31 protein-coding genes are annotated in these 22,671 nt (G+C 70.7%); 24 read left to right on the plus strand and 7 right to left on the minus strand.

Annotation, left to right across the window (positions count from 1 at the left end; genetic code table 11):
• Positions 1 to 31 precede the first annotated feature (31 nt).
• From ACFQ80_RS05915 to ACFQ80_RS05950, 8 genes are all read left to right on the plus strand, one after another.
• Positions 32 to 625, plus strand: coding sequence for a hypothetical protein (locus tag ACFQ80_RS05915; protein ID WP_430562944.1), 594 nt, complete (start codon positions 32 to 34; stop codon positions 623 to 625).
• Positions 622 to 3,141 (plus strand): ATP-binding protein, encoded by a 2,520-nt coding sequence (locus ACFQ80_RS05920; RefSeq protein WP_430562945.1) that lies wholly within the window; start codon positions 622 to 624, stop codon positions 3,139 to 3,141. The genes ACFQ80_RS05915 and ACFQ80_RS05920 overlap by 4 nt, the downstream gene beginning before the upstream one ends.
• Complete coding sequence (locus ACFQ80_RS05925; RefSeq protein ID WP_430562946.1) at positions 3,138 to 5,261, plus strand: hypothetical protein; 2,124 nt, start codon at positions 3,138 to 3,140, stop codon at positions 5,259 to 5,261. Before ACFQ80_RS05920 ends, ACFQ80_RS05925 begins: the two co-directional genes overlap by 4 nt.
• A gap of 121 nt (positions 5,262 to 5,382) precedes the next feature.
• On the plus strand, positions 5,383 to 6,462 hold the full coding sequence (locus ACFQ80_RS05930) for a transglycosylase SLT domain-containing protein (protein ID WP_430562947.1): 1,080 nt from the start codon (positions 5,383 to 5,385) through the stop codon (positions 6,460 to 6,462).
• A gap of 268 nt (positions 6,463 to 6,730) precedes the next feature.
• The gene (locus ACFQ80_RS05935; RefSeq protein WP_430562948.1) at positions 6,731 to 7,153 is read left to right on the plus strand and encodes a hypothetical protein; all 423 of its coding nucleotides are present in this window, start codon (positions 6,731 to 6,733) and stop codon (positions 7,151 to 7,153) included.
• 70 nt (positions 7,154 to 7,223) lie between these two features.
• Positions 7,224 to 8,165, plus strand: a complete 942-nt coding sequence (locus ACFQ80_RS05940; protein WP_430562949.1) for a hypothetical protein — start codon at positions 7,224 to 7,226, stop codon at positions 8,163 to 8,165.
• Between the two features lie 11 nt (positions 8,166 to 8,176).
• Entirely contained in the window at positions 8,177 to 8,347 is a 171-nt protein-coding gene (locus tag ACFQ80_RS05945; protein ID WP_430562950.1) for a hypothetical protein, read from the plus strand.
• A gap of 2 nt (positions 8,348 to 8,349) precedes the next feature.
• Complete coding sequence (locus tag ACFQ80_RS05950) at positions 8,350 to 8,988, plus strand: prepilin peptidase (protein ID WP_430562951.1); 639 nt, start codon at positions 8,350 to 8,352, stop codon at positions 8,986 to 8,988.
• 29 nt (positions 8,989 to 9,017) lie between these two features.
• Here the strand turns inward: ACFQ80_RS05950 and ACFQ80_RS05955 are convergent, their stop codons facing one another.
• The 3 genes from ACFQ80_RS05955 to ACFQ80_RS05965 all read right to left on the minus strand — a co-directional run bounded on the left by ACFQ80_RS05955 (position 9,018) and on the right by ACFQ80_RS05965 (position 11,065).
• Complete coding sequence (locus ACFQ80_RS05955) at positions 9,018 to 10,136, minus strand: hypothetical protein (protein WP_430562952.1); 1,119 nt, start codon at positions 10,134 to 10,136, stop codon at positions 9,018 to 9,020.
• Positions 10,137 to 10,147: 11 nt separating this feature from the next.
• A complete protein-coding gene (locus ACFQ80_RS05960; RefSeq protein WP_430562953.1) occupies positions 10,148 to 10,405 on the minus strand; it encodes a hypothetical protein in 258 nt (85 codons plus the stop codon).
• A gap of 228 nt (positions 10,406 to 10,633) precedes the next feature.
• Entirely contained in the window at positions 10,634 to 11,065 is a 432-nt protein-coding gene (locus ACFQ80_RS05965) for a hypothetical protein (protein ID WP_430562954.1), read from the minus strand.
• A gap of 139 nt (positions 11,066 to 11,204) precedes the next feature.
• Between ACFQ80_RS05965 and ACFQ80_RS05970 the strand changes: the two genes are divergently transcribed.
• From ACFQ80_RS05970 to ACFQ80_RS06015, 10 genes are all read left to right on the plus strand, one after another.
• Positions 11,205 to 11,720: a WhiB family transcriptional regulator gene (locus ACFQ80_RS05970; RefSeq protein ID WP_430562955.1), complete on the plus strand. Its 516-nt coding sequence runs from the start codon at positions 11,205 to 11,207 to the stop codon at positions 11,718 to 11,720.
• A gap of 158 nt (positions 11,721 to 11,878) precedes the next feature.
• Positions 11,879 to 12,400 carry a hypothetical protein gene (locus ACFQ80_RS05975; protein WP_430562956.1) on the plus strand — a complete coding sequence of 174 codons (522 nt, stop codon included), beginning with the start codon at positions 11,879 to 11,881 and terminating at the stop codon, positions 12,398 to 12,400.
• Positions 12,401 to 12,597: 197 nt separating this feature from the next.
• Positions 12,598 to 12,735, plus strand: a complete 138-nt coding sequence (locus ACFQ80_RS05980; RefSeq protein ID WP_430562957.1) for a hypothetical protein — start codon at positions 12,598 to 12,600, stop codon at positions 12,733 to 12,735.
• Positions 12,736 to 12,937: 202 nt separating this feature from the next.
• Positions 12,938 to 13,585 carry a hypothetical protein gene (locus tag ACFQ80_RS05985; RefSeq protein ID WP_430562958.1) on the plus strand — a complete coding sequence of 216 codons (648 nt, stop codon included), beginning with the start codon at positions 12,938 to 12,940 and terminating at the stop codon, positions 13,583 to 13,585.
• A complete protein-coding gene (locus ACFQ80_RS05990; protein ID WP_430562959.1) occupies positions 13,582 to 13,815 on the plus strand; it encodes a hypothetical protein in 234 nt (77 codons plus the stop codon). Before ACFQ80_RS05985 ends, ACFQ80_RS05990 begins: the two co-directional genes overlap by 4 nt.
• Positions 13,812 to 14,243 (plus strand): hypothetical protein, encoded by a 432-nt coding sequence (locus tag ACFQ80_RS05995; protein ID WP_430562960.1) that lies wholly within the window; start codon positions 13,812 to 13,814, stop codon positions 14,241 to 14,243. Before ACFQ80_RS05990 ends, ACFQ80_RS05995 begins: the two co-directional genes overlap by 4 nt.
• Entirely contained in the window at positions 14,240 to 15,103 is an 864-nt protein-coding gene (locus ACFQ80_RS06000; RefSeq protein ID WP_430562961.1) for a hypothetical protein, read from the plus strand. Before ACFQ80_RS05995 ends, ACFQ80_RS06000 begins: the two co-directional genes overlap by 4 nt.
• Positions 15,100 to 15,912, plus strand: a complete 813-nt coding sequence (locus tag ACFQ80_RS06005; protein WP_430562962.1) for a hypothetical protein — start codon at positions 15,100 to 15,102, stop codon at positions 15,910 to 15,912. Before ACFQ80_RS06000 ends, ACFQ80_RS06005 begins: the two co-directional genes overlap by 4 nt.
• A gap of 280 nt (positions 15,913 to 16,192) precedes the next feature.
• Positions 16,193 to 16,921, plus strand: coding sequence for a hypothetical protein (locus ACFQ80_RS06010; protein ID WP_430562963.1), 729 nt, complete (start codon positions 16,193 to 16,195; stop codon positions 16,919 to 16,921).
• On the plus strand, positions 16,918 to 17,751 hold the full coding sequence (locus tag ACFQ80_RS06015; RefSeq protein WP_430562964.1) for a phosphoadenosine phosphosulfate reductase family protein: 834 nt from the start codon (positions 16,918 to 16,920) through the stop codon (positions 17,749 to 17,751). Before ACFQ80_RS06010 ends, ACFQ80_RS06015 begins: the two co-directional genes overlap by 4 nt.
• A gap of 95 nt (positions 17,752 to 17,846) precedes the next feature.
• On the opposite strand, the gene ACFQ80_RS06020 is transcribed toward ACFQ80_RS06015, so the two are convergent.
• The 4 genes from ACFQ80_RS06020 to ACFQ80_RS06035 form a co-directional block, all read right to left on the minus strand.
• A complete protein-coding gene (locus tag ACFQ80_RS06020; protein ID WP_430562965.1) occupies positions 17,847 to 18,113 on the minus strand; it encodes a helix-turn-helix domain-containing protein in 267 nt (88 codons plus the stop codon).
• A gap of 2 nt (positions 18,114 to 18,115) precedes the next feature.
• Positions 18,116 to 18,607: a hypothetical protein gene (locus tag ACFQ80_RS06025; RefSeq protein WP_430562966.1), complete on the minus strand. Its 492-nt coding sequence runs from the start codon at positions 18,605 to 18,607 to the stop codon at positions 18,116 to 18,118.
• A 67-nt stretch (positions 18,608 to 18,674) separates the two neighbouring features.
• Entirely contained in the window at positions 18,675 to 19,085 is a 411-nt protein-coding gene (locus ACFQ80_RS06030; protein WP_430562967.1) for a hypothetical protein, read from the minus strand.
• A complete protein-coding gene (locus tag ACFQ80_RS06035; protein ID WP_430562968.1) occupies positions 19,082 to 19,576 on the minus strand; it encodes a hypothetical protein in 495 nt (164 codons plus the stop codon). The genes ACFQ80_RS06030 and ACFQ80_RS06035 overlap by 4 nt, the downstream gene beginning before the upstream one ends.
• Positions 19,577 to 19,908: 332 nt before the next feature.
• Between ACFQ80_RS06035 and ACFQ80_RS06040 the strand changes: the two genes are divergently transcribed.
• The 6 genes from ACFQ80_RS06040 (at position 19,909) to ACFQ80_RS06065 (ending at position 22,671) form a co-directional block, all read left to right on the plus strand.
• A complete protein-coding gene (locus ACFQ80_RS06040; protein ID WP_430562969.1) occupies positions 19,909 to 20,355 on the plus strand; it encodes a hypothetical protein in 447 nt (148 codons plus the stop codon).
• A 101-nt stretch (positions 20,356 to 20,456) separates the two neighbouring features.
• Entirely contained in the window at positions 20,457 to 21,002 is a 546-nt protein-coding gene (locus tag ACFQ80_RS06045) for a hypothetical protein (RefSeq protein WP_430562970.1), read from the plus strand.
• Between the two features lie 57 nt (positions 21,003 to 21,059).
• A complete protein-coding gene (locus tag ACFQ80_RS06050) occupies positions 21,060 to 21,185 on the plus strand; it encodes a hypothetical protein (protein ID WP_430562971.1) in 126 nt (41 codons plus the stop codon).
• A 438-nt stretch (positions 21,186 to 21,623) separates the two neighbouring features.
• On the plus strand, positions 21,624 to 21,914 hold the full coding sequence (locus tag ACFQ80_RS06055; protein ID WP_430562972.1) for a hypothetical protein: 291 nt from the start codon (positions 21,624 to 21,626) through the stop codon (positions 21,912 to 21,914).
• 30 nt (positions 21,915 to 21,944) lie between these two features.
• A complete protein-coding gene (locus ACFQ80_RS06060) occupies positions 21,945 to 22,205 on the plus strand; it encodes a hypothetical protein (RefSeq protein WP_430562973.1) in 261 nt (86 codons plus the stop codon).
• 247 nt (positions 22,206 to 22,452) lie between these two features.
• A complete protein-coding gene (locus ACFQ80_RS06065; RefSeq protein ID WP_430562974.1) occupies positions 22,453 to 22,671 on the plus strand; it encodes a hypothetical protein in 219 nt (72 codons plus the stop codon).

A 22,671-nucleotide genomic window follows, 5' to 3' on the forward strand; every position in this document is an offset into this window, starting at 1 on the left:
CACCCCCTCCCGGGGTGCCGGAGGTATGACGATGGCTCAGGACTCTCGCGCGGCGCGGTGGTACACCCGTGCCCGCCGCATCCCGATCCTGATCGGGCGCACCAGCGAAGGATCGAAGATCCCCGGCGGGCCCTACACGCTCGGACAGGTCATCGCCTTCTTCGCGATCGTCTTCGGGCTGTGGAAGACGATCAAGTTCTGGGCCGTCTTCGACGGGGTCACCAACGCCACGATCTTCATCGCGATCGTCGCCGGCGCCGTCTACGGCATGGGCAAGCTGCCGCGCAGCGGACGCAACCCGCTGTCCTGGACGGTCGACTTCGCAGCCCTCACCCTCCGGGCCCCGGGCGGGAAGGTCAACGGCAAGCCGCTTCCCGTGAGCAAGCCTCGACGCCTCCGCCACCGGGTCGTGACACCCCAACTTCCGCCCCTGCTCGCCGACGACACGACCGGCGAGCCCGAAGCCGACATGCCCACTGCGGAGCCGAGCACGACTCAGCACCCACCCAAGCCGACGCCCGAAGTGGCCGCCCCGGAGCCCGCGGCACCCACCGGCCGCCAGACCGTCCAGCTGACCGCCGTCGGCCGCCTGCTGGCCAACGCCAACACCCAGGAGGATTCGTGAGCCACAGCCAGCTGACCGACATGACGCACAACCTCATGTGGACCCGCTCCGGGACCGTGTGGGCGATGTGGCGCCTCGAGCCGCTGCCCTACGGCTACCGCACGACCGACGCCAAGGAGGACACCCGGGCCCTGCACGCGAGCCTGTTCCGGGCGCTGCGCGGTGAAGGTCTCCTGCTGGGCTACTGCGCCTCCACCGACCCCACCACGGTCGTGCAGCAGATGATCGACGGCCTGGACATGGACGACCGCGAGGAGTGGGCCGCAGAGTGCGTCGCGACCCTCGACCTCCTCAAGGAGATCGACATCGGCCGGCGCGCCTACTGGCTCGCCGTGCCGCTCAAGAACGCCGGCTCCAGGGCGTGGTCAGAGCCGCTGCGCGCCGCCGGCGCCAGCCTGCGCGACGCGGCGGCGATGCCCCGCGTGGGGCCCTCCCCGCGCCAGGTGCGCAACCGACTCGAGCAGGCCGAGCTGATCCGCAAGGTGCTGCCCTCGTCCTTCAACGCCCGCCCCGCGACGGTCGCAGAGATGACCTGGGTGCAGATCCACGCCCAGCAGCGCGGGCTGCACCTGGACCTGCCGGTCCCCAACGGCGACGCCACAGACCCGGTCACCCGGATCCTCAGCGCCGGCGCCTCCATCCCCGACGTGCACACCGACCCCTCCGGCGAGACGGACCTCGGCCGCCGCCTGACCCCGTGGGAGCGGCTCAAGCGCCGCTACCTCAGGGTCACCAACCTCGAGACCACCGAGCCCTCCTACCAGGTGATGCTGGCCGTGGCCAACGTCCCCAGCGGCGGCATCGCCTTCCCCGGCGGCGAGTGGCTCGGACGTCTCGACGAGTCCGGCATCCCCGTCGACTGGGCGCTGCGTCTGAACGTGCGAGGCCGGGACGAGGTCACGGCGCGCAACCGCCGCGCCAACGCGAACCTCACCGACCAGTTCGACCAGCGCTCGGAGGAGAACCGCGCCGGCGGATCGAGCCAGCTTGTCACCGCCGCCAGCGACCTCGCGGAGTACCAGGGCATCCTCGACTCCGACGAGCTCGAGGTCGAGGTCGAGCACACCGCGATCCTCGCGGTCGGGGGCACGACCCCCGAGGAGGCCGAGGACCTGGCGGGTGAGCTCACCAAGCACTACGCCCGGTCGCAGTTCAAGCTCGTCACCGACGCCGCAGCGCAGGAGGCGCTGTGGGACGCGATGCTGCCCGGGGTGCCGACCACGCGCGCCGTGCGCGAGCTGTCGCAGATCACCACCGCGCACAACATCGCCGCGGCGGTTCCCGTCATCACCAGCGAGCTCGGCGACGACCGCGGCTTCCTGGCGGCGCTGGAGATCTCTGGCGGCCGGCCCAACCCCGTTCTGATCGACCTGGCCGGCGCGGGCATCCGCATGGAGGTCGCGATGGCCATCGGCGTGGTCGGCGAGCTCGGGTCGGGCAAGAGCTTCTTCCTCAAGAAGTGCGCGCTGGACGCCGTCGCGCGTGGCGCGACCCTGGTAGCCGTTGACCGCACCGTGTCCGGGGAGTGGGCCACCGCCGTCGCGCCGATCCCCGGCTCGGTGGTCGTCGACGTCTCGGAGAACGCTAGGTTCAGCGTCGACCCGATCCGGATCTTCGGTGTCGGACAGGGCGCCCGAATCGCTCAGACGTTCCTGACCACCCTGCTGAACGTCGACTCCACCGAGGAGCAGGGCGTCCTGCTGAGCGATGTCCTGGAAGCCCAGTACCTCAGCGCCTACCAGATCACCAGCCTCGGGGCTCTCGTCGACCACCTGACCAGCGGTGCATGCGACCTCCCGGGCGCGGAAGACCTCGGGCGCAAGATGAACGTGTTCGCGCGCAAGGACTTCGGCGCGGCGATCTTCAACCCGCATCTGCCTCCCCTGGACATGGACGCGCCCGCGATCGTGTTCTGGACCGCCCTGCTCGAGCTCCCCGACGCCGACGAGCTGAACAACCCGATGCGGTTCGCCCAGATGAGCCTGGAGAAGAAGCTCGGCCGCGCGATGTACGCGCTCATCACCGCGATCGCCCGGCGCCGCTGCATGAGCGACAGCAAGCGACTCGGGCTGTTCATCGTCGACGAGGCGCACTCGGTGACCTCTTCGCCCGAAGGGCTCGCCGAGCTGCGGATGTTCGTGCGCGACGGTCGCAAGCACCTCGCGACGATCATCCTCGGCTCCCACGACCCCGAGGCCGACTTCGGCGACGAGGTCCTGCGCGGCCTGATCGCCTTCCGCGTCCTGATGCGTCACCGGGACCGCACGCTCGCGGCCCGTGGCCTGCGCTGGATTCTGAGCCTGCCCGTCGAGGCCCCGGTCGAGGACGAGCTCGTCGACCTCATCGCGAACGAGACCTCGCCCGTGCTCGCCGACCAGGGCGTGCCGCTGGAGCGCCGCGGCGAGTGCCTGATGCGCGACTTCCAGGGGCGCATCGGGCGAGCCAAGATCCTGCCGCCCGCCACCGACGAGCGCGCCCACGCCATCCTCACCACCCCCGAGGGGGCCGACGCATGAGCGCCCGCAAGCGCCTCGCCGCCATCCTCGCGATGACCGCCGTCGTCGCGCTGACCACTGCTGCCTCGGCGTCGGCGGCCGTCAGCGGCCAGCAGACCGCCGCCGTGCCGGACCCGATCCTGGTGACGGACTCGCACGGCATCCCCGCCAGCGACTTCCGCCTCGCGATGTACGACGGCGGTCAGGTCTGGAACGCGGACAACTGGTTCTGGACCATGGCCATGACCATCGGGTGGGAGCCCTACCGGTACTTCATGCAGATCTCGATCGGCACGCTCGCCTGGCTGATGAAGCTCGAGTGGGTGGAGTGGCTGCTGGCGCCGCTGCGCGGCCTGGCGTCGGTGGTTCAGATCGCGGTCGACCAGTTCGGCCTCATGCAGCTGATGTTCGTCATCCTGAGCGCCGTCGTGGCCTGGTGGCTGATCAAGGGCCGCTTCGCCGGCGGGATCGTCGAGCTGCTCGTCGGCTGCACCATCGCCGCCCTGGCCGTGGGGGTGCTGGCCAACCCCATCGGCATCATCGGCGACAAGGACACCGGCCTGATCTACCAGAGCCGCGACGCCGGGATGGACCTCTCGGCGGCGATCTCCAGCGACGGGAAGAACCTGGAGGGCAACTCGGCCGAGCTCGCCGACAGCGCCGTGACGGCCCTGGTGGACACCTTCATCCGCACGCCCCACCAGATCATCAACTACGGCGCCGTCATCGACGACTCCAAGTGCGAGTCCGTGTACGACGACGCGGTCCAGAACGGCAAGGACCTCACCGACACGCGCGAGACGATCGCCCGCTGCGACCCCGCCTACAAGGAGTTCTCCGACAAGCCCGACATCGTCAAGACCATCAACGCCGGCGAGATGTGGACCGTGCTGATCGCCTTCGGCCTGTTCTCCCTCGTGCTGATGATCGTGTTCATCCTGGCCGTGCTCGGCGCGGGCTGGCAGGGCATCAAGCTCATCGCCCTGCTCATCATCGGCGTCGCACCGGGCGGCCCCCGCGCCTCCCTCATGCGCACCGCCAGCAACCTGGCCTTCGCGCTCGGCATGATCGCCATCACCTGCGCGTTCATCACCGGCTGGATGAAGATCCAGACCGTCTTCTTCGCCCAGTCCGAGGGCGTGCCGTTCATGCTGCGCATCCGCATCTTCAACCTGCTGCTGGTCGCCGGCACCATCGGGCTGATCATCGCGCGCCACAAGGTCAAGAAGGCCCTGCACCGGATCGGCGACAGGCTCGCGCAGCTCGGCGCCAGCAGCACCGCCTACGAGCCGAGCAAGCTGCCCGGCCAGGTCGCGGACAAGGGCTACCAGGCGTGGCTCTTCGCCCGCCGCGGCGCCAAGAAGCTCCCCCCGGCCAACACGGCGAAGCCCCAGCTGGAGGCCCCCGCCAGCGGGAGCAGCCCGGCCGTGCGAGTACCGGTCAAGACCCGGCCCCAGCTCGCCACCAGCAGCGTTCCCAACCTGCTCGGGCCCGGCGCGGGCACCAGCCCCACGCCCGGCCCCGGCCCGGCGCCTCGGCCGCCGTGGGCACCCAAGGGCCCGTTCCACCAGCCCGCGACCACCGCCGCCGGCGCGCTCACGAGCGCACCCTCCAAGGCGCTCATCCTGCGCTCGCGGCTGGGCACGGCCACCAAGGCGGCAGCCCAGGGCGCGGCCCTGTTCGCGACCGGCGGGTCCAGCGCCGCCGTCACCGCCGGCGCGAAGGTACTCGCCATCGGAACCAAGACGGGCACCGCAGCGCGCACCGCAACCGCGGCGACCACCACGACCCGGGCCATCACCGCGAGCAAGAGCGCGGTGACCGCCGGGGCAGCAGCCAAGGGCGCCAAGGTGATCAGCACCGGAAAGGCCGCCAACGCCGTCACGCGCACCACCAAGGCCGTCGACGCCGCACGTCAGGCCCGCGACAGCGCGCTGCGAGCCAAACTCACCTCGTCGCCGATGCGGCCCCACAAGGGCGGCGGCATGGTCGACCAGAGCACGGGCGTCACCTACCGCCGCGACACCACGCCCAACGGCAACGACGACGTCGAGGTCTACCGCCCGACCGGCATCGACCCCGACGCCGTGCGCGAGCTGCGGGCGCGCCTCAAGCCCACCAATTTCGGGAAGCACTCGTGACCAGCCGCCCGACGACGAGCCCGGTGGCGGCGGGGACTGACCTCGCCGCCACCGGGCCACGCCGAACCCGCAACGACGGAGCCGCCCACCCGGTCCTCACCGCAGGACGGGAGGGCAACGCATGAGCAAGAAGTGGCTCCTGGCGCTCCTGATCGTGCCCGTCCTCCTGCTGGCCGCCCCCGCCGCGGTCATCGGGCTCGGCGTCATCACGATCATGAACGGCCCCCCGAAACTCGAGACCAGCGGCGGCACCGGCGCGCTCAACCTCCAGGCGATCCCCGAGGCCTACCGCGCCGCGATCACCGAGGCGGGCAAGCGGTGCAAGGGCATCACCGCACCCGTCATCGCCGCGCAGATCGAGGCCGAGTCCAACTGGAACCCAGCCGCCATCAGCCCCGTGGGAGCCATGGGCATGGCGCAGTTCATGCCCCCGACGTGGTCCGAGTTCGGCAAGGACTACTCCGGTGACGGGCGCGCCGACGCGAACGACCCCCTCGACGCCATCGGCTCCCAGGCCGACTACATGTGCCACCTGCACACCTGGGTGAACCAACAGCTCGACGCCGGCACGATCAGCGGCGACCCCATTCGCCTGGCGCTCGCGGCCTACAACGCCGGTTCCGGGCGCGTCCTGGCCGCTGGCGGAGTGCCGGGCATCATCGAGACCCGCTCCTACGTCGAGAAGATCATGGGCGGCATCGCCCGCTACACCAAGGCGCTCGCCGGTCACGACTACGCCGCTGGTGGCGGTCCGGATGTCTCGGCCGACGGCACCTACCGCGAGGCCATCGGAGGCTCGGGCAAGCTCGATCGATCGATCCTGTGCCAGATCCCGTGGGCCGCGTCCGGGCAGGTCCTGCGGTGCGACGCGCAGCGCGCGCTGAGCGAGCTGAACAAGGCCTTCAAGGCCAAGTTCGGGCAGAACCTCGCGATCACCGACGCCTACCGCGACTACGCCACCCAGGTCCGGCTGAAGGCCACCAAGGGCTTCCTCGCAGCCACACCGGGCTACTCCAACCACGGGTGGGGCCTGGCCCTCGACATCGGAAACCTAGGCCCCGAGGGCTCCACCCGTCACCGGTGGCTGCGTGAGCACGGACCAGCCTTCGGGTGGCAGCACCCGTCGTGGGCGCGCATCGACGGGCGCAAGAGCGAGGCCTGGCACTGGGAGTTCGTAGGCACCGAAGGGGCGAAGGGGTAGAGGCGTGGCAACGACGAAAGACACTCGACGAGGGGCCGGGACGGCCCTGGCCAGGTGCGCGGCCGCGGCGGTCGCGTGCACTCTAGCGCTGGCGGGATGCGCCTCCGACGAAGGAGACGCTCCCGCGCGTCCGTCCCAGGAGCTGGCAGCCACTCGCGCCCCCTCGAACGGCGCGGACGCCGGCGGGAAGAGCCCGGCCAGCCCGTCGCCGAGCACGTCCGCGAGCGCCTCGTCGCGGCCGGTTGGCCCCGACGCCGTGGCGGACGCCGTGGCTCGCACGTGGTGGGAGGTGGACGCCGCCAAGGACGAGTCCCCGCTGGACGCTCGTCGACGCGCCGCCCAGTACCTCACCGCCGAGTTCGCGCAGCTCAACACCCAGGAGCTGCCCAGCAGCCCCGGGCACTGGTGGAACGTGCTCGCCCACGACAAGGCGCGCTACAAGGTCACGGTGACCAGCGCGGACGAGGCCGTCGGCGTCGACGAACAGGCGCACGACACCGCCACGATGACCAGCCGCGCGCGTCTCGTCGAGCTCACCCCCGTGAACAACGAGGGACGCACCGGCGACACCCGGGTGGTCCTCATGACTCTCGACCTCTACCGCCCCAGCAGTGCTGACGCCTGGCTCGTCGACGACATGACCATGGACGAGGCGGCCGACCTGTCGAAGAGCCCGCAGGATTTCGGCTGACCCCAGCTACCGACGGGGACGCGCGCCCTGCTGGTGTCACAGAACGGCCCCCGCCGGCACCTTCCCCCAGGTGAACCACCACACCGACAGGAAGGCGCGCGACATGGCAAAGCGCTCCAGCTCCCACGGGCCCGCACGCCCAGACGGATACGTCGTGGACGCTGACCGCGGCTCCGGCCCCACCAGCACCAAGAGCGCGGCGCTCCTGGACACCGACGAACACGCCCAACGCACCGTGGCCCGCGAAGGCTTGCGCGACCTCGACCGGATGACCGAGGCCATGCCCGGCCTGAACCGCCTGCAGAAGGACCGCGATCGCCTGATGCCGCGGGAGACGAATGCCGAGCTGCGCCACCCGGTGATGCAGCGCAGGTTGCCGCCGGCGGGCCAGGTGCGCGCCCCGGCGTCCTCGAGGCAGCGCAAGGCGCGCTCGAAGGCGCGGACGTTGACCTTGGCGGGGCTGCCTGAGGTGCAGGTGCGCACGCAGCACGCGCTGGTCAGTCGTGAGGCGGCGTGGCGGTCGGTGAACGACCAGTTGTCGGAGCACACCGGTGACGTCGCGGAGCTTTCGGACGCGGACCAGGCTCGGGTGCGCCGGATCGATCGGTCGATCCAGGCCTACGAGCGGCACAACGATCGTGGGCACGTGTTGTACGCGAACGTCGCGATGCCCTGGTACATCAATCGGCAGAACGTGGCCGGCTTCGTGGCGAACAACTTCAGGCCCGGTCGGCGGCTGTCGTTCGACCGGTACACCGCGGCGACGCACCAGCTGCACGAGACCGCGGGGCAGGTGGTCGACGAGCGGGGGCGGGTGGTGGTGTTCGAGATGGAGACGCGTCGGGGCGCCTACCTCGGTCGGTCGGACGGTGCGGACAACACCCAACACTTGCTCCCGCGCGGGCTGGAGTTCGAGGTGGTGGGCTCCCACGAGGCGACGTTCCGGCGCCCGGACGGGTCGACCGGCAAGAAGCGCGTCGTGCAGCTGCGTGACGTGACCGACGAGAAGTGAGGAGAGGGACCATGGCGGGCAAGGACAAGAACGACGTGTGGGAGAGCGCGGAGTCCATCGAGGACCTGCGACGGGGGGAGTGGGGGTTCGCTCCCGAGATCCTGGCCGCGGGGATGGACCTGCCGCGGCCGACGGACGGAGCTGGCTACGAGGGGGACGCGCAGCGCGAGATGAGCAAGTAGGCGTGGCTGGAGTCGTCGGCGCCGTCGGGGGTCTGCTCGTCGGGGTGTTCTTCGCCTGGTGGCTGCCCCAGCGGCGGTACGCGCGTGTCGGGGACGTCACCCGGTTCGTGCCGCGTCGCTCGGTGGTCCTGGCTGTGCCCGTCGTGGCGGGGCTGTGCGGGGCGCTCGCGGCCATGCAGGACTCGGCGTGGTTCGCCGCAGGGCTGGCGGTGTACTTGGCCGGGGGGCTCGCGATCGTGTGGATCGACCTGGACGTCCACCGGATCCCTGACCGGGTCCTGGCGCCGACCGCCGGAGCGCTGCTGGTGACCACGAGCTGGGGCAGCGTGACGGAAGGGTCGCAGGTGTGGCTGCATGCCGGGCTGGGGGCCGCGGGCGTGGGGCTGTTCTTCGTCGTGCTCGCCGTCGTCGGGAGCATGGGCCGCGGGGACGTGAAGCTCGCACTGTTCACCGGGATGATGCTGGGCCCGCTCGGTTGGCCTGTGGTGGTCGCCGCCGTGGTCGCCGCCGTCCTGGTCGGCGCGCTGGTCGGCGTCGTGATGCTGGTGCGGGGGCGCCGCGGCAGCGACCACTTCGCCTTCGGCCCAGCGATCGTGGCCGGCGCCGCGCTCGCGGCCACATGGGTCGATCTGGCTGCCTAGAACCCAGCGCTCGCCGTCGCTGAGCCTTGTCATCCTGAGGCGTCGGGCAGGCTGCCGGACACCGCGATCACTGCGCCGTCGTCACTCGGAACGACCACTCTGCGTGGCTCGAGGCACTGGCCCGACGGGATCGTCACCACCGTGGCCGACTCGTCGTCGGAAGCCAGCGCAACTACCTCGATCCCGTCCATGCGCGCCGCGGCCGCGCACTCGGGGCCAAGCCGGGCGGACCAGATCTCGTCCTTGGACACCAGGTACAGCTGAGCGTGCACGGGGCGTGCTACGGCCTGTGGGGTCGCGTCCTCCTCGGGCGGGTTGGCGGCCCAGGCGAGCGTCACGAGTGCGGCGGCGACCACGACCGAGAGCGCGAGGACAGCCCAGATAGCGCGGTAGACCTTTCGTCGAAAGTCGATGTACCGAAGGAGGTGTGCGCTCATCTGAACGCCAAATCGAAGGCGTTTGACATCGTCGGTGGCGACGTCGAGTGCGGCTTTCGCCTTAGCTATTTTCCGGTTCTCGGCCTTGGGATCGGTCGTCGTCGCGCGCGCTGCGGACTTCTCCTTGTGATACTGCTTCAGCGCTTCGTGATACTCCGCGTCGGTCGCGCTCATCTGAGCCATCAGGTCCTTCAATGTGCCTGTGCCCCTGTGAAATGCGGGGTCAGCCTCGACGCGGTCGAGGAGCCACGCGTCACGCCGGGCGTTTCCGCGGCGGCCTTCCTTGCCTTGGGCTAGTTCTTGAAGCCGAGCCTGGTCGGCCGGCTTTCCGGGTAGCCGCGCCCATGTCAGCAGACCGATTGCGGCGATGGTCCCGGCGAGCGCGGCTGCCGCCGAGCCGATCGCCCACCCCAGCCGGGGCCCCTTGCTGAGTTCGCCGATACTGCTCAGCTGGGTGCCGGCGACCACCAACGTTGCGATGGCCGCCAGTGCGCCGACGAACCATGTCAGCGTCGCGATCGTCTTGTCGGAGGCTTCCTTGTACGGGTCGGCAGGAGGACCTGATGCCGGTGGGGGCGTTGCGGCCGATGCCTGTGGCGCCGCGGCTGCCTTGGTGTCTGGTGGTGTCGAGGCGCTACTACGGGGGGCAGGCGCGGCCCCGCCGGAGAACAGGTTCTGAAGGAGCTGCTTGAACCGTTCGAGCGTGGACACGTGCCGGCCCCTTACTCATGGGAGGCGATGCGGACATCGACCCAGGCGAGGTCGGCGTTCACAAGTGTTTCCAGTGCCCGCTTGAGTCTCGTGGCGTCGCCCGCTGCGAGCTCGACTCGGGGTGTGCCCCCCTGGGCGATCGTGGCGCGTGTCTGGTCGAGCATGCCGATCAGCGAGGCACCCTCGGTAAGGCTGATGACCCAGCCGTAGGGATCTTCCTCATCCTGAGTGACGGTGATCCCGTCCATCGGGTCTCTGTGCTCGTCCATTCCGGCCTCCTCTGTGATCATCGGCGAACTGATGAGTGCAGTGGGAATGGGTGATGCAGGCGGGAGGGGCTCACCGGCGGACCCTAGCTTTCCGGCCTGATGTCCTCAGTGTCCGCCTCGGCAACGCCCCCTCGCCGCACGACGGTGGCGAATTCACCCGCCGCTATGGCTTCCAGCGGCGCGACCAGTTGAGGGAAGACGCGTTCGGCAACGATGCGGCCCGCCGCGCTAATCGCGCGATCGGTACCGCTTGTGCACTGACGACTTCGGCACGTGGCGGCCCTCGGTTCGGCGGATCAGTTGCGCGACCTCCGACCACGAGACGCCCACCCGTCGCAGTCCTTCGACGACGGCTGATTCGTCCTCGCCCCGCCTCAACCTTTCGGCGGCCTCATGCAGGACCTGATCGCGACGGCGCCATGGGTGTTGGTCGAGCCACTCCTCGATCTCGTCGGCGTCGAACAGCACACGGCGCGCGGAACCCTTCGGCATCGGCGCTGGCATGCCCGTCGTGATGCTCGGGCGACGGGATGTGGTCGATGTCCGGGAAGTGGCCACCGCCGCACGAAGGGTGGAGGCAGCAGGGCGAACACCGAACACCTGATGCAGCCGTTCGGCGACCTGCTCATAGCCGTACGCCCTGCCCTGCGCGCTGCTCACCTCTCGAGTCTACGGACACGCCCGCGAGACCCCGCTGAGCTGCATCGGTGGACGGAGTGCAGCACTCGGTGTCATGATGGTCGCATCGCTCCTAACCAGGGCGCCGGACTCACCATCCGAACCGAGAGGAACCACCCTCATGACCACGCTCATCGCCTCGCGCGAGCAGACCCCGTACAGTGACACCACTGCGAGCATGCAGCCTGACCCGGAGGCTCGTCACAACGGTGGCGACGCCTCCGAGTCTTTTGCCCAGCGATTCCCCATCGAGTCCGCGCGCTGCGCGACCGCCTCCGTCGAGGGCGACTGGGTGCCGGATCGTGAGCAGAGCGTCGTGCCGCAGGACCAGGCAGCCCTGTGCAAGCGCTGCGACGGTCGCGCCACCTGCCTGCTGTGGGCACTCGCCGGCGACGAAGAGGGCTACTGGGCCGGCACCACGACCAAGGACCGCGAGCAGATGCGGGCCATCGGGCGCGAAGACATTGACACCGCGGACTGGCTGCAGCGCATGGCCCGCAACACCGACGGCGCCCTCCACGAGCCCGGCAAGGGCGGGATCTCCCAGTACCGCAAGAACTGCCGCTGCATGGAGTGCCGCAGCGCCAACACCAAGCGGCGTGCAGCCGAGCGCGCCCGCCGCGCTGCGGCCGCGTGAACGGCGCGACGCCACAGGCGATGCGGGAGACTCATATCCACCGCTGCGCCCCCGGCCGAACCGCCGGCTCACAGCTCGAGGAGAAAGCGACCCCAGTGCCCCCGATCGACGCCCCCTGGACCCGAGTCCGCACGCCTGTCGCGGTCCCCAAGGACCCCATGCCAGCCGCCCTGCTCGCGCTGAGCGACGTCGAACTCGCCGAGCTGCTGCGGTCCCACCTCGTGCCCCGAGACCAGTCGAAGGCTGGGCGCGACGCGTGGGACAAGCTCTGGCTCGCCGTCCGTGCCGACGGCAAGCTCGCCGACCGTGCCTACGACATCCTCGAGGAATTCCTCAACGCCACCCAGGACGCCCTCGAGCGTGACGAAGTACCGGAGGCGCAGAAGAAGCGCGCAGCGAAGTTCATCGAGCTGTGCCAGCAGTCCTGGGCCCGCATCGACCGCGGCGGCTCCGCGCCCCAGTACCTGGACTGGGCCGGAAAGGCCGGCGACTTCCAACCCCGGGCACGGTACGTCGTCAACGTCCTCGTGACGGCCATCGCCCGCCACCGCGCCACCGTCCGCGAAGAGAGCCCCGGAACGCCCGCAGACGTTGAGCTCTGGGCAGCGCTGCGCGAGGTCAAGCTCGACCCCGATGAGTACGACTACACCGAGCAGCTGCTAGCCAAGGACGACGAATAGGCCCGGCTCGGGAATTCAACTAGACGCTCTGCACGGCCCAGCAAAGGCCCCCGTTGCACCCCTTAGTGGGGCGCAACGGGGGCCTTTCGCAGCACCAATGAAGAACCACGCCAGGGGTGCCCACAATGTCTGGAAGCCCTCACGGGTGATGAATACGTTGGGAGATATCGCACCACACATCACACCCGGAGGCAGAAATGAACTGGAACGACATCCGCCAGATCAGCGACGGCGACCGCCACACCGAGGGAAGCCTGCGACGCGAGAACGTCACCGTCGCCGAGCTCACCATCGCCCAGCAGCGCCTCGAAGGCGTGCAGGAGGTCGCCGCCTGATCACCACCCACCCACGCCCCGTCCTACGGCGGCCCTCCTCCAGGACGCGGGGGAGGGCCGCCTCTCGTCTGCCCCGGCCCCACGAAGCCCGACCAGCCGACGCCGAACAACCTGCGGGGCCGCTGTCACAGAACGCGCCCCCCGCGCACCTTCCCCCAGGTGACAGACACAGACCACTGACCTGTGCGAGGGGAGGCCCGCCATGGACGTACTGACCGCGATGTGGGCCAGCCAGACGCACAGCAGCACCGAGCCCGGCAATCACGGCCGCTGCGCCCGATGCGCCACCCAGGGCGCTGAGCAGCCAGCGACATCAGCGGTCTCGAAGAGCTTCACCGGCTACGACGACTGGGCCGACCCCCGCGGACGGTTCCTGTGCGACCGGTGCGCCTGGGCGTACAGCACGCCCGCGCTGCGCTCCTACCCCCACCAGGTGACCCGCGAGCCCGCAACCGCCACGGTGCTGAGCCGCGCCCGGCTCGCCGGGATCCTCGCGGCCGGCGCGGTCGGCCCGGATGAGGCGCTCGTCGTGCCGCTGCGTCCCGGGCGCAAGCATCTGGTGCCCGGCGCTCGCTGGGGGCGGGTGACCACCGACAACGCCTGCTTCCCGTGGGGACGCGCCGACGCCCATCTGCTCACCGCCGTCACGCACCTGCGCACCCGCGGGTTCGGCTCCCGGATGCTCACCGAGCCCGCGCCGCCGTTCGCCGTGCTCGCCCGCCAGCCTCGCGACCAGTGGGCAAACGTCCTTGCTGACTGGGACCGCCTGGCCCCCTGGCGCGACGCCGATAGCCCGTGGCTGCCCCTCGCCCTGCACGCCACCACCCCCTCGACCAAGGAGGACCGTTGACCATCCCCTTCGCCGCCGTGACCTCGACGGGAGACGCCATCACCCACCTCGTCGCGGTCAGTCCCGCGCTGGTCGGCGCCAGCCCGGACACCCTGCCCCCCTCCACCCTCTGCGGGCAGACCACGCGCGGCGAGGCACCCGGTGTCCACCCCGCCGACGCCGAGTGCGGGCTCTGCTTCGAGGTGGCCCCGTACTACATGGCCCTGCCCGCCTACGGGGCGCTCCAGTGACGAACGAGCAGACCCCGACCGACCGCTGGCTCGCCGCCGCGGCGGAGTACATGCCGCCGCTGGACGGCCCCGAAGGAACAGCAGAACGCCTCTTGCTGCACGTGCACTACGGCATCGAGTGGAACAGCAGCTGGGTCGCCCGCTACCGCAAGACGTACTGGGCCTCGCTGCTGCCCGACCGCGTGATCTGTGCGACCTACCGGGCGCCGAACCTGCGCCGCTGGTGGCGCGAGGTCGCCGACGACCTCGGATCCGCCCCCGCCCGGCCCGCCGAACGCGCCGAGCTCGAGCAGCTCCTGCGTGCCGACCCACTCCCAGTGCTTGAGGTCCTGCGGTTCGAAACCGAGGCGCTCCTCCTGCGCACCCGCATCGTCGCCGAAGCCCGCCGCGCCGCACACACCCCCGCCACCGCCGGAGAGACCCGATGACGATCACCTGGAACGGCACCCTGACCGCGGCAAGCTCCATCGCCCACGGAGGCGACACCCGCGGCACCATCACCCTCCTGCGGCGCGAGCGCGTCATGACCGACGCCGGCCAGCTGGTGTACGTCCCCGTCATCTCCGGCAACACCCTGCGTGGACGACTGCGGCGCATCGGCGAAGAGCTGCTGCGCGACGCCGTCGACTACGAGGGCCAGCTGCCCGCACCCGCGGCACACGCCCTGCGCGGCGGCGGCGCGCTGGCCAAGAGCAGCACCGAGCCCCTGTCCGGGAGCCGGCTGCAGCACGTCCGCGACCTCGTCCCCCAGCTGGGTGTCTTCGGCGCCGCAGCGGGCGGAACGATCATCGGCGGCGCGCTCGACGTCGGCAAGGTCGTCCCGCACCTGGCCGAGACCACCCGGATCACCGGCGTCCCCACGAAGATGACCGCCCACAACGTCGTTCAGCTCGAGGCCTACACCCGACAGGACGACAGCGACAACCACGACTTCGCCCCCGTGGCGACCAGCGACGCCACCCACACGATCGACGAAGACGGAACCCCGCACGTCACCAGCGGCAGCAATCAGATGCTGTTCCACATCGAGACGTTCCCCGCCGGGACCCAGTTCTCCACCTGGCTCAGACTGCGCCGCCCCAGCCCCCTCGAGCTCGCGTTCACCACCGATGTCATCGACACCTTCGCCACCTCCGGCCGACTCGGCGGCCGCATCGCCATCGGCCACGGCCAGGTCCACGTGGACCTCACGCCCACCGGCGACGTCCCCGCCGACCTCCCGGACTGGCGCGCCCACGTCCACGAGCACCGCGCCGACATCCTGCAGGCGCTCAAGGAGCTGTCATGACCACGCCGACCACCGCGCCCTCGACGAACGCACGGCGCGCCCCGTACGGAACCAACGCCTGGGAGAAGCAGTACCGATACGACGTCGCCTGCGGTCGCAAGCGCACCGTCCCCGCAGGCCCCGTGCGCGCGCACGTGCGCACCCTTCTCGACCACGACCTGACAGCCGCATCCATCGCCTACGCAGCTGGTGTGTGCCGCGCGACCCTCACCCATCTGCTGCGAGGGCGAACCACCCTCAAGCGCGACGTCGCCGACCGACTCCTGGCCGTCACCCCCGAGCAAGTCGCCCGCGACCGCCCCGAGCCGCTCGTGCCCAGAGACGGCACGGTGCGCCGCATCCACGCCGTCCAAGCCCTCGGCTGGACCTACGCCCACATGGAGCAAGTCCTCAGATCGGCCGGCTACCTCCAGCAGCCCGAGAAGATCGTCAGTCCGCGCAGCCCTCACGTGACCCGCGAGACCTACGACGCGATCTGCCTGCTCTACACCACCCTCAGCAACACGCGAGGGCCCTCACAGCGCGCCGCGGCGCTCGCCGCCGAGCGTGGATGGGTCGTACCCGCCGCCTGGGACGACGACACGATCGACGACCCCAGCGCGGGCCCCGAGACGCCCAGCGCCCGTCCCGAGACGGCCCACGACCACCTCGACGAGTTCGCCTTCTTGGTGCGCGGAGGCGAGGCCCCTGACCGCGCAGCACACCGCGCCGGGTATAGCTCAGCCGACAGCATCGGCGCCGTCGCACGCCGCAACGACCGTGACGACGTCCTCCGCCTCATGGCAGAAACGGAGTACGTGGACGCATGACCACCCCACCCACGACCACGCCACGCGAACCAGCAACCTGCGCCTGCGGGCTCACGTTGCCCGTCGGCCGCTACGCCGGGACCGTGCAGCGCTGCGACGACTGCGCCCCGACCACGCTCGAACCCTGCGACATCTGCACCGCACGCCCCGCCCTGCGCCGCTACCCAGCCAGCGGCGGCGACCAAGCCACCCCGGCGCTCGCGGCCAGTACGCACCCGGAGGAGGGGCTCGGTCCGTACCTTGCGGTGTGCGTGCGCTGCGACCGGGTAGGTGGAGCACGATGAGCGGCAAGTTCGTCCCGATGCGGGTGCAGGCTCACATGGCCGCCGGCGTCGGGCAGGCGGCCCCGTGGGGGATCGCGCTCGACGGCCTGCTGGCCTCTCAGCTGTGGGAGCGCCAGAAGGCGGAGGCACGCGCCGCGGGACGCGAGTACACACGCGCCCTTGAGAATGACGCCCCGCCGGACCTCGACCTGCCGCTCGCGCGGTGCGAGCCGGAGGACGGCCCATGGCACTGGGCGGCGACCTGCGCGCACCCTGACCGAGTGGCCGACCGTCCCGACGTGCACACCTGGACGGGACAGGTCGACGAGCGCGAGCTCGAACAGGTGGCCCCATCGCTGCCAAAGGTGATCTCTGGGCGCCAGGGTCGCTACCGCGCCCGCCGCATGCCGCTGCTGGTGACCGCGTGCGGCACGCTCACCTGGCATGCGGTCGGAGACCCCGACGCCGTGGCAGACCTACTCTCCGACGAGCGCAGCATCGGCAAGAAGCGCACCAGCGGCGAAGGCCACGTGCTGCGCTGGGACGTCGAGCCGGCACCCGACCTCGACGTGCTGACCGCCGCGCATCTGCACCCCGACGGCACGCTCGGACGCCCCACCCCAGACCACTGTCGCCGCCAGATCGTCGGCGCGCCCGACACCAGCGTCGGGCGCGCCGGCATCCGCCCGCCCTACATGCACCCCGCCCGGCAGCACGAGCTCCACCTACCGGCCCTGCTGTCATGACCACCGCGAACCCCGGCCTCAACGTGCAGGCGTTGCGCGCCCTGCGCGCCACCACCCGCGACCTGCCGCTGGTGCGCGACCGCATCCGCACCCACCTGGACGCCCACGAGGGCTACGTCGCGTTCTCCGGCGGCAAGGACTCCCTCGTCGCCCTCCACCTCGCCCACCAGGCTGTCCCCGACGTCCCGGTCGTGTTCTTCGACTCGGGGCTGGAATACCCCGAGACGTACGCCTACCTCGTGGACCTTGCCGAGGCATGGGACCTCAACCTGCACGTCATGGCGCCCAGCGCCGGAGCCCTCGAGCTCATGGCCAGCGCCGGCGGGTGGGACCACACCGCCCCCGATCAGGCCGTGCCGGACATGCACACCGTCCTGATCACCGAACCTGCCGCCGCTGCGCACCGTGCCCACGGGCCCGGCGAGATCTGGGGCGTGCGAGCAGCCGAAGCCCGCGGCCGCGCAGCGGCGTACACCAACGCCCTGCGCCGCCACCCCTGCACATGCCCACGCCCCTGCAGCAGCCCCCAGGAGCGCCGCGCGCACCACGGCGGCCGGGTCGCCCGCAACGACGGCACCGTCGCCTACGGCCCCGCCTGGGACTGGTCCACCGAAGAGGTCTGGACGTACATCGCCCGCCAGAAGCTGCCGGCCAACCCCGTCTACGCCAAGCTGCAGCGCCTCGGAGCCCCCGAGCACGCCCTACGGGTGTCCACCATGCTCGACGGCTCCCACCTCACCGAAGGACGCATCACATGGCTCCGCCGCGGCTGGCCCGACCTCTTCGAAGAGCTCGCGGCCGTCCTACCTCGCCTTCGCGAGTACGTGTGACGCCTCATGACCACGACGGGCAGATACTCCTAGGTGGACATGCGCCGATCGTGCCGCGATATTCCGCGACGGCGCGTGCGAGCCGCCCTGCATCTTCACCCGGCGGTCGGCTCCTGGCCGCGCGCGAGCTCGACAACGATCAGGCGTGTGAACTCGACCATGTCCAGGCCCAACGCCTCGGCTATCCCCGCCGCGTCCGACAGGCGCGGCTCCCGAGTTCCGTGCCAGTAGTACGAGATGGCGCCCGTCGACACACCGGCGCGCTCGGCGAGCACGCTCTGCGTGATCGAGGCTCGTGCCGCCTCGACCCGGATCGTGGTCGCGGCGGCAGCGCGGAAAGCGGCGCGCTCCTCCTCGCTCATGGTCACGAGAAGTCCCCGAGGTCCGTCATCTGCTGCGTGTAGGTCACGGCGTGGGGGTGGTCGGAGCAGAGGGTGAGCATGGCGATGATCTGATCACGCAGCTCGAGGCGCTGCGTGGCGTCGAGGTCGTTCGCAGGCGGGTTTGGGGGCACGCGGGCCGCGGTGGCGCATAGCTCGTAGATGGGCGTCAACGCTTCCTCGTCGGGAACGACCTGCCCGACAACGTTGGCCCCGAGAGTTGTCATGACGTCGTTCTCGAGGTTGGTGCGGTCGCCATCGCGCCATCCGGAGACGGCGCAGTCCTCGTGCGTCTCCCAGGTCGCCGTGAAGTCCGGCGCTTCGGTGCGGTCGATCCAGGTGGGCGGGGCGTCGCCGCATGTCAGCTCGACCGCGGGCGATGCTTCGGCCGGCGCCTCGGCTGGCTCGCTGCACGCCGTGAGGGCGAGCATCAGGACGGCCGCAGTGGTCGCCGCGAACGATCGTGCGATGGTCATGGGGTTCCTTCGGTCGTCAAGGTACGGGCGTCGTCGCTGCTTCACGCCATGCCGCGCGGGGGACTCCTCAGCAGTTCTGCGGCTGGGAGAGCGAGCACTGCGGCTCGTCCGGCCAGGTGGAACGGCCCCCATCCTCGTCGCCCTGGTTGAGCCACCACAGCACGGCCAGCACCGCGGCCACGCCTGCGACGATGCGCCATCCCTTAGATGCGCCGTCGCTGGCGGTGTCGACGGGTGCAGGCTCGACAGCGTCGGCCGCCGGCGCACGCGCGGCGAGCAGCGCGTCGGCGGCCGCGCGTATCGACGCGTTCCGCGGGTCGTCCGCGCGGGGTGGGTACTCGCCGGTGCGGTCGTAGTGCTCGAGGTACCCGCTGACCGTGGCCGGCGGCGTCGGGCGGCGCGCTTGCGGGCCGACGGTCCAGTCCTCCGAGGACGGCTTCGGCTTCCAGGCCCCGTGCTCGGGGAGCTGCTTCGTCATGAGCCGGCGGTGAACTCGACCACGGAGCCGCCGTCCTCGCCGGACCTGATCGTCAGGGTCCAGCCGTTCCAGGTGCGGGTGACGTCTCCGGGGTTGTCCTGCCACTCGGTGAGCGCGTTGTCGAGCTCGCTGGTGTCGCCCGGGGGCGTCAGGCCGGTGTCGATCGCGACGCACCGGGCCACCGAGTAGGCGTCCTGCGAGTAGGTGTCGGTCGCGTCGGAGCCAACGGCGATGGCCTCGGGGGCCACCGTGGTGGTCTGGTCCCAGATGGCCCCGCCGCCGTCACACGACGCCGCCACCTGGAGCGTGGCGGGCACCTGGTCGAGGGAGGTCACCGCGGGCGCGCGCTCCGGATGGTCGTCGGCCGCCGCGGTGAGCGAGTACGTCGCGGCCGCGCCGATGACACCGCCGACGACGAGGCATCCGACGGCGGTGAGGACGATCGGGAGCATGGGCGAGCGGCCGGTGGGTCTGGCGGGGCTGGCGGTCACAGGTTCCTCCACGGTGGTCAAGGTACGGGGCGCTGCCGCCGCAGGTGCTGAGCGACCGGGTGAACCTGACGTGTGGCCGCCCGGCCTTGGCCTCGTCGCCTGTTCAATGGATCTGACCCGCAGTCTCGTTCCTCGACCCGGAGCAGAGCGTCCGTTCGCAACTCTTGCTCGTTCGCAGACCGTCCCCCTGGGACAGCGGGACCCCATGCCCCCTGTCCCAGCGACCGCGGTCGCATAGACAAGGCCGTTTTCGTGGGTGGCCAGCAGTAACGTCGGGAGCACCAACCATCTGGTGGCCTGACCAGCCACCCTGACACCCCGCAGGAGGGGCTATGCACCGCACACCCGAAATCCGACTGGACGCCGCGAACGTCGAGCACCTGTCGAGCCTTGTTCGTTGGGCGACGATCGCCGAGATGCGGACCGCAGCGTCACTGATCGCCCGCACCGTCCGCGAGACCCACCCCCAGGCAACGCACGTGCACCTCGAGGCATCCGACCAGGGGGACTGGCTCGTCGTCACGTCCTGGGCCGACGCACAGGGCAACACAGCGGCGCTCGCGGCGACGATCGCCGAGGACGTGGACGATGCCGCGGCGCACCTCTACACCCTGCACATCGGCCCCCGCAGCGGGTGCGGCGCAGTCTCACCCGACGCCCTGTGCGCTCTCGACGCACGGCGTGGCATCTACCTGCTGACGATCGACGAGGCCATGCCCGTCGTCGCCTACCCGCCGATCGTCGACGAGGCTGCCCGGATGGTGCCCATCCGTATCTGAGAGGCCCGCACCCTCACCATCACCCAGGCATGTGTGTGGTGGGGGGGACCTACGGGCCCGGCCGCCGGACTTCACCCGCGTGAGCGTGGAGGTGTGAGGGCGTGAGCCGCGAGGATGCGCAGGTGAATAGTTGGACACGCGCGGTCCTGGCAGTCGCCCCCCTGGCCCTGGTTCTGACCGCATGCTCTGGTGCGGAGGAGGCCGCCGCACCGGCCCCGACCGTGACCGTCACCGCGACCCCGGCGGCGACGCCCGAAGCGTGGGCGGCCCTCGTCAAGAAGCAGAGCGACGCCTACGACGAGATGCAGGCCCTGTGGGATGACGGCGACTGCACGGCCGACACCGCGACCGGTGGCGACGTCGCCTGCCAGACCCTGCTGTTCAGCATGGGCATCCTGGGGAACGTGGCGTCAGTGACGTTCTGGGACGCGACCCTGCCCGAAGCGGACTCGTACATGGGGGAGCCCCCTGCGGAGGTTGCTGACCTCGTGCAGGAGACCGCTGGCGCCGTGGATGAGGTGTCTGGCATCGGTGGTGAGGTGGACACGGCGTGCTTCCAGGGCGGCGACTGCTGGCAGGCGACGGACCTTGAGAACGCGTGGTCCGCTCTCGGAGACACGTACACAGGATGGGACCCGTACATGTGAGGCCCGCGTCCGCGGGTTGAAGTCGACACCTGGTCGACCACGAGACAGGAGAGACGCATGGCGATCAACGAGCAGGTCGAATCGCTCCTCGCGATCCAGCTCAAGCAGCTGGCCGGCGCGACCAGCCTGGAAGAGGTGGCGCTGATCGAGAAGAAGATCGAGGTACTCAAGCGGCATCTCTGAGACCGCTCGGCCAAGGGCCGCACGATGCCCCAAAGCGGCCGAACGCCCCGCCACCCCGACCAGCGGGGGGCGGGGCGTTCCCGCACCCAGGGGGCGCGCGTCCAGCGGGCTCAGGCCACGCCATCATCGCCGACAGCGTCCGCGCCAGCGCCGAGAGGCCACTCGTCACAGAGACGCCGACGGTGAGGGTTGACCAGCCCGGAGGCAAGTACATCGAGGGACGTGAGGACCGCGACTGGCTCGAAGGCACCGCCGCCTGACCCCTGGGTGTGTGGAGCCCTGGCCCTGGCCCTGGCCCCAATCCCTCCGGGGGCAGGCACCCCATGCCACCTGCCCCGGGGCTAGACCGCCTGCGACATGGGAGGACGCCGGTAGCGTGGGAGACACCAACCCGGCGGGCTGACCACCCGCTCCGACTCGAAGCTCGAGGTGATTCCCATGGCCGAGCTGTGGCTGCACACGCACATGGACCCGGCCAAGCGCGCCGCCCTGCTGCGGGACGTTCGCGAGGGTGGCCGGCTGGCGTCCTACGGCGCCCGGTACGGCGAGATGTTCGGCGCGTTCATGTACCTCGTCGACCTCTACCTGCGCCGCCGCTACGGCGTCACGCACGCCGACCTTGCCGACTTCGACTGGCGCGCCGAGCACGTCAGCGGCAACTCGCCGGCCGACGCCGCCAACGCGGCGCTCGCCGCCGAGGACCTGCTCCCGCCCGGCCTCACCCGGTGAACCGCCCCGAGTTCCCCCAGGAGGAGCCCAATGCCTGAGTACCAGTTCACCGTCACAGAGACGGTCCAGCGCACCGTCATCACCACCCGCGACAGCCTGGCAGCGGCCAAGGAGGCCTACCTCGAGGACGACGTGAGGTCGCTCGACTACGCCGTCACCGAACGCCTCTGGACCGACATCACAGCCGACGGGCAACCCATCGCCGACGACCTAGGCGAGGCCGACGACGGGTACGCCTACCAAGTCATGGAGTTCCAGCAGTTTCTGCGCGGCGAGAGGACGGGAGATTGACGTGCTGCACGAGCGCACCATCGACGGCCCCGCCGGGGTCGTCGTGTTCCAGTGGTCCACCCAGCACGGACAATGCGACAACTGCGGGACGCCCGCCGCGTTCTACCGCCTCGAGGCCTGCGGCCCGACCAGCCCATGCGCGCGTGTGCGGTGTGCGCGGCGAACGCTGTCGGCTCCGGCAGGTAGCGTCATGAACACCAACCACCCGGTGGCCTGACCAGCTACCTCGAGCCCCCTCGGAGGGGTCATGACCACGACGACTGCTGCCCGCACCTGCCGCGTTGACACCCTGCCGCGCGGTACCCACTTCACGCTCCCGCGCGGCACGGTGCCCGAGCACGGCACCGTCCTTCGCCACGGCGGAGGCGGCGTGTACGCCTGGATCTACTACCGCAACCAGCAGTTGTGGATGCCCCCGGACACCCAGGTGGTCCGCGTCGTGCCGGACGGCGACGCGGCCCCCTGA

The organism is Isoptericola sp. NPDC056578 (genome assembly GCF_042793275.1).
In the GTDB taxonomy this organism is placed as follows: domain Bacteria; phylum Actinomycetota; class Actinomycetes; order Actinomycetales; family Cellulomonadaceae; genus Isoptericola.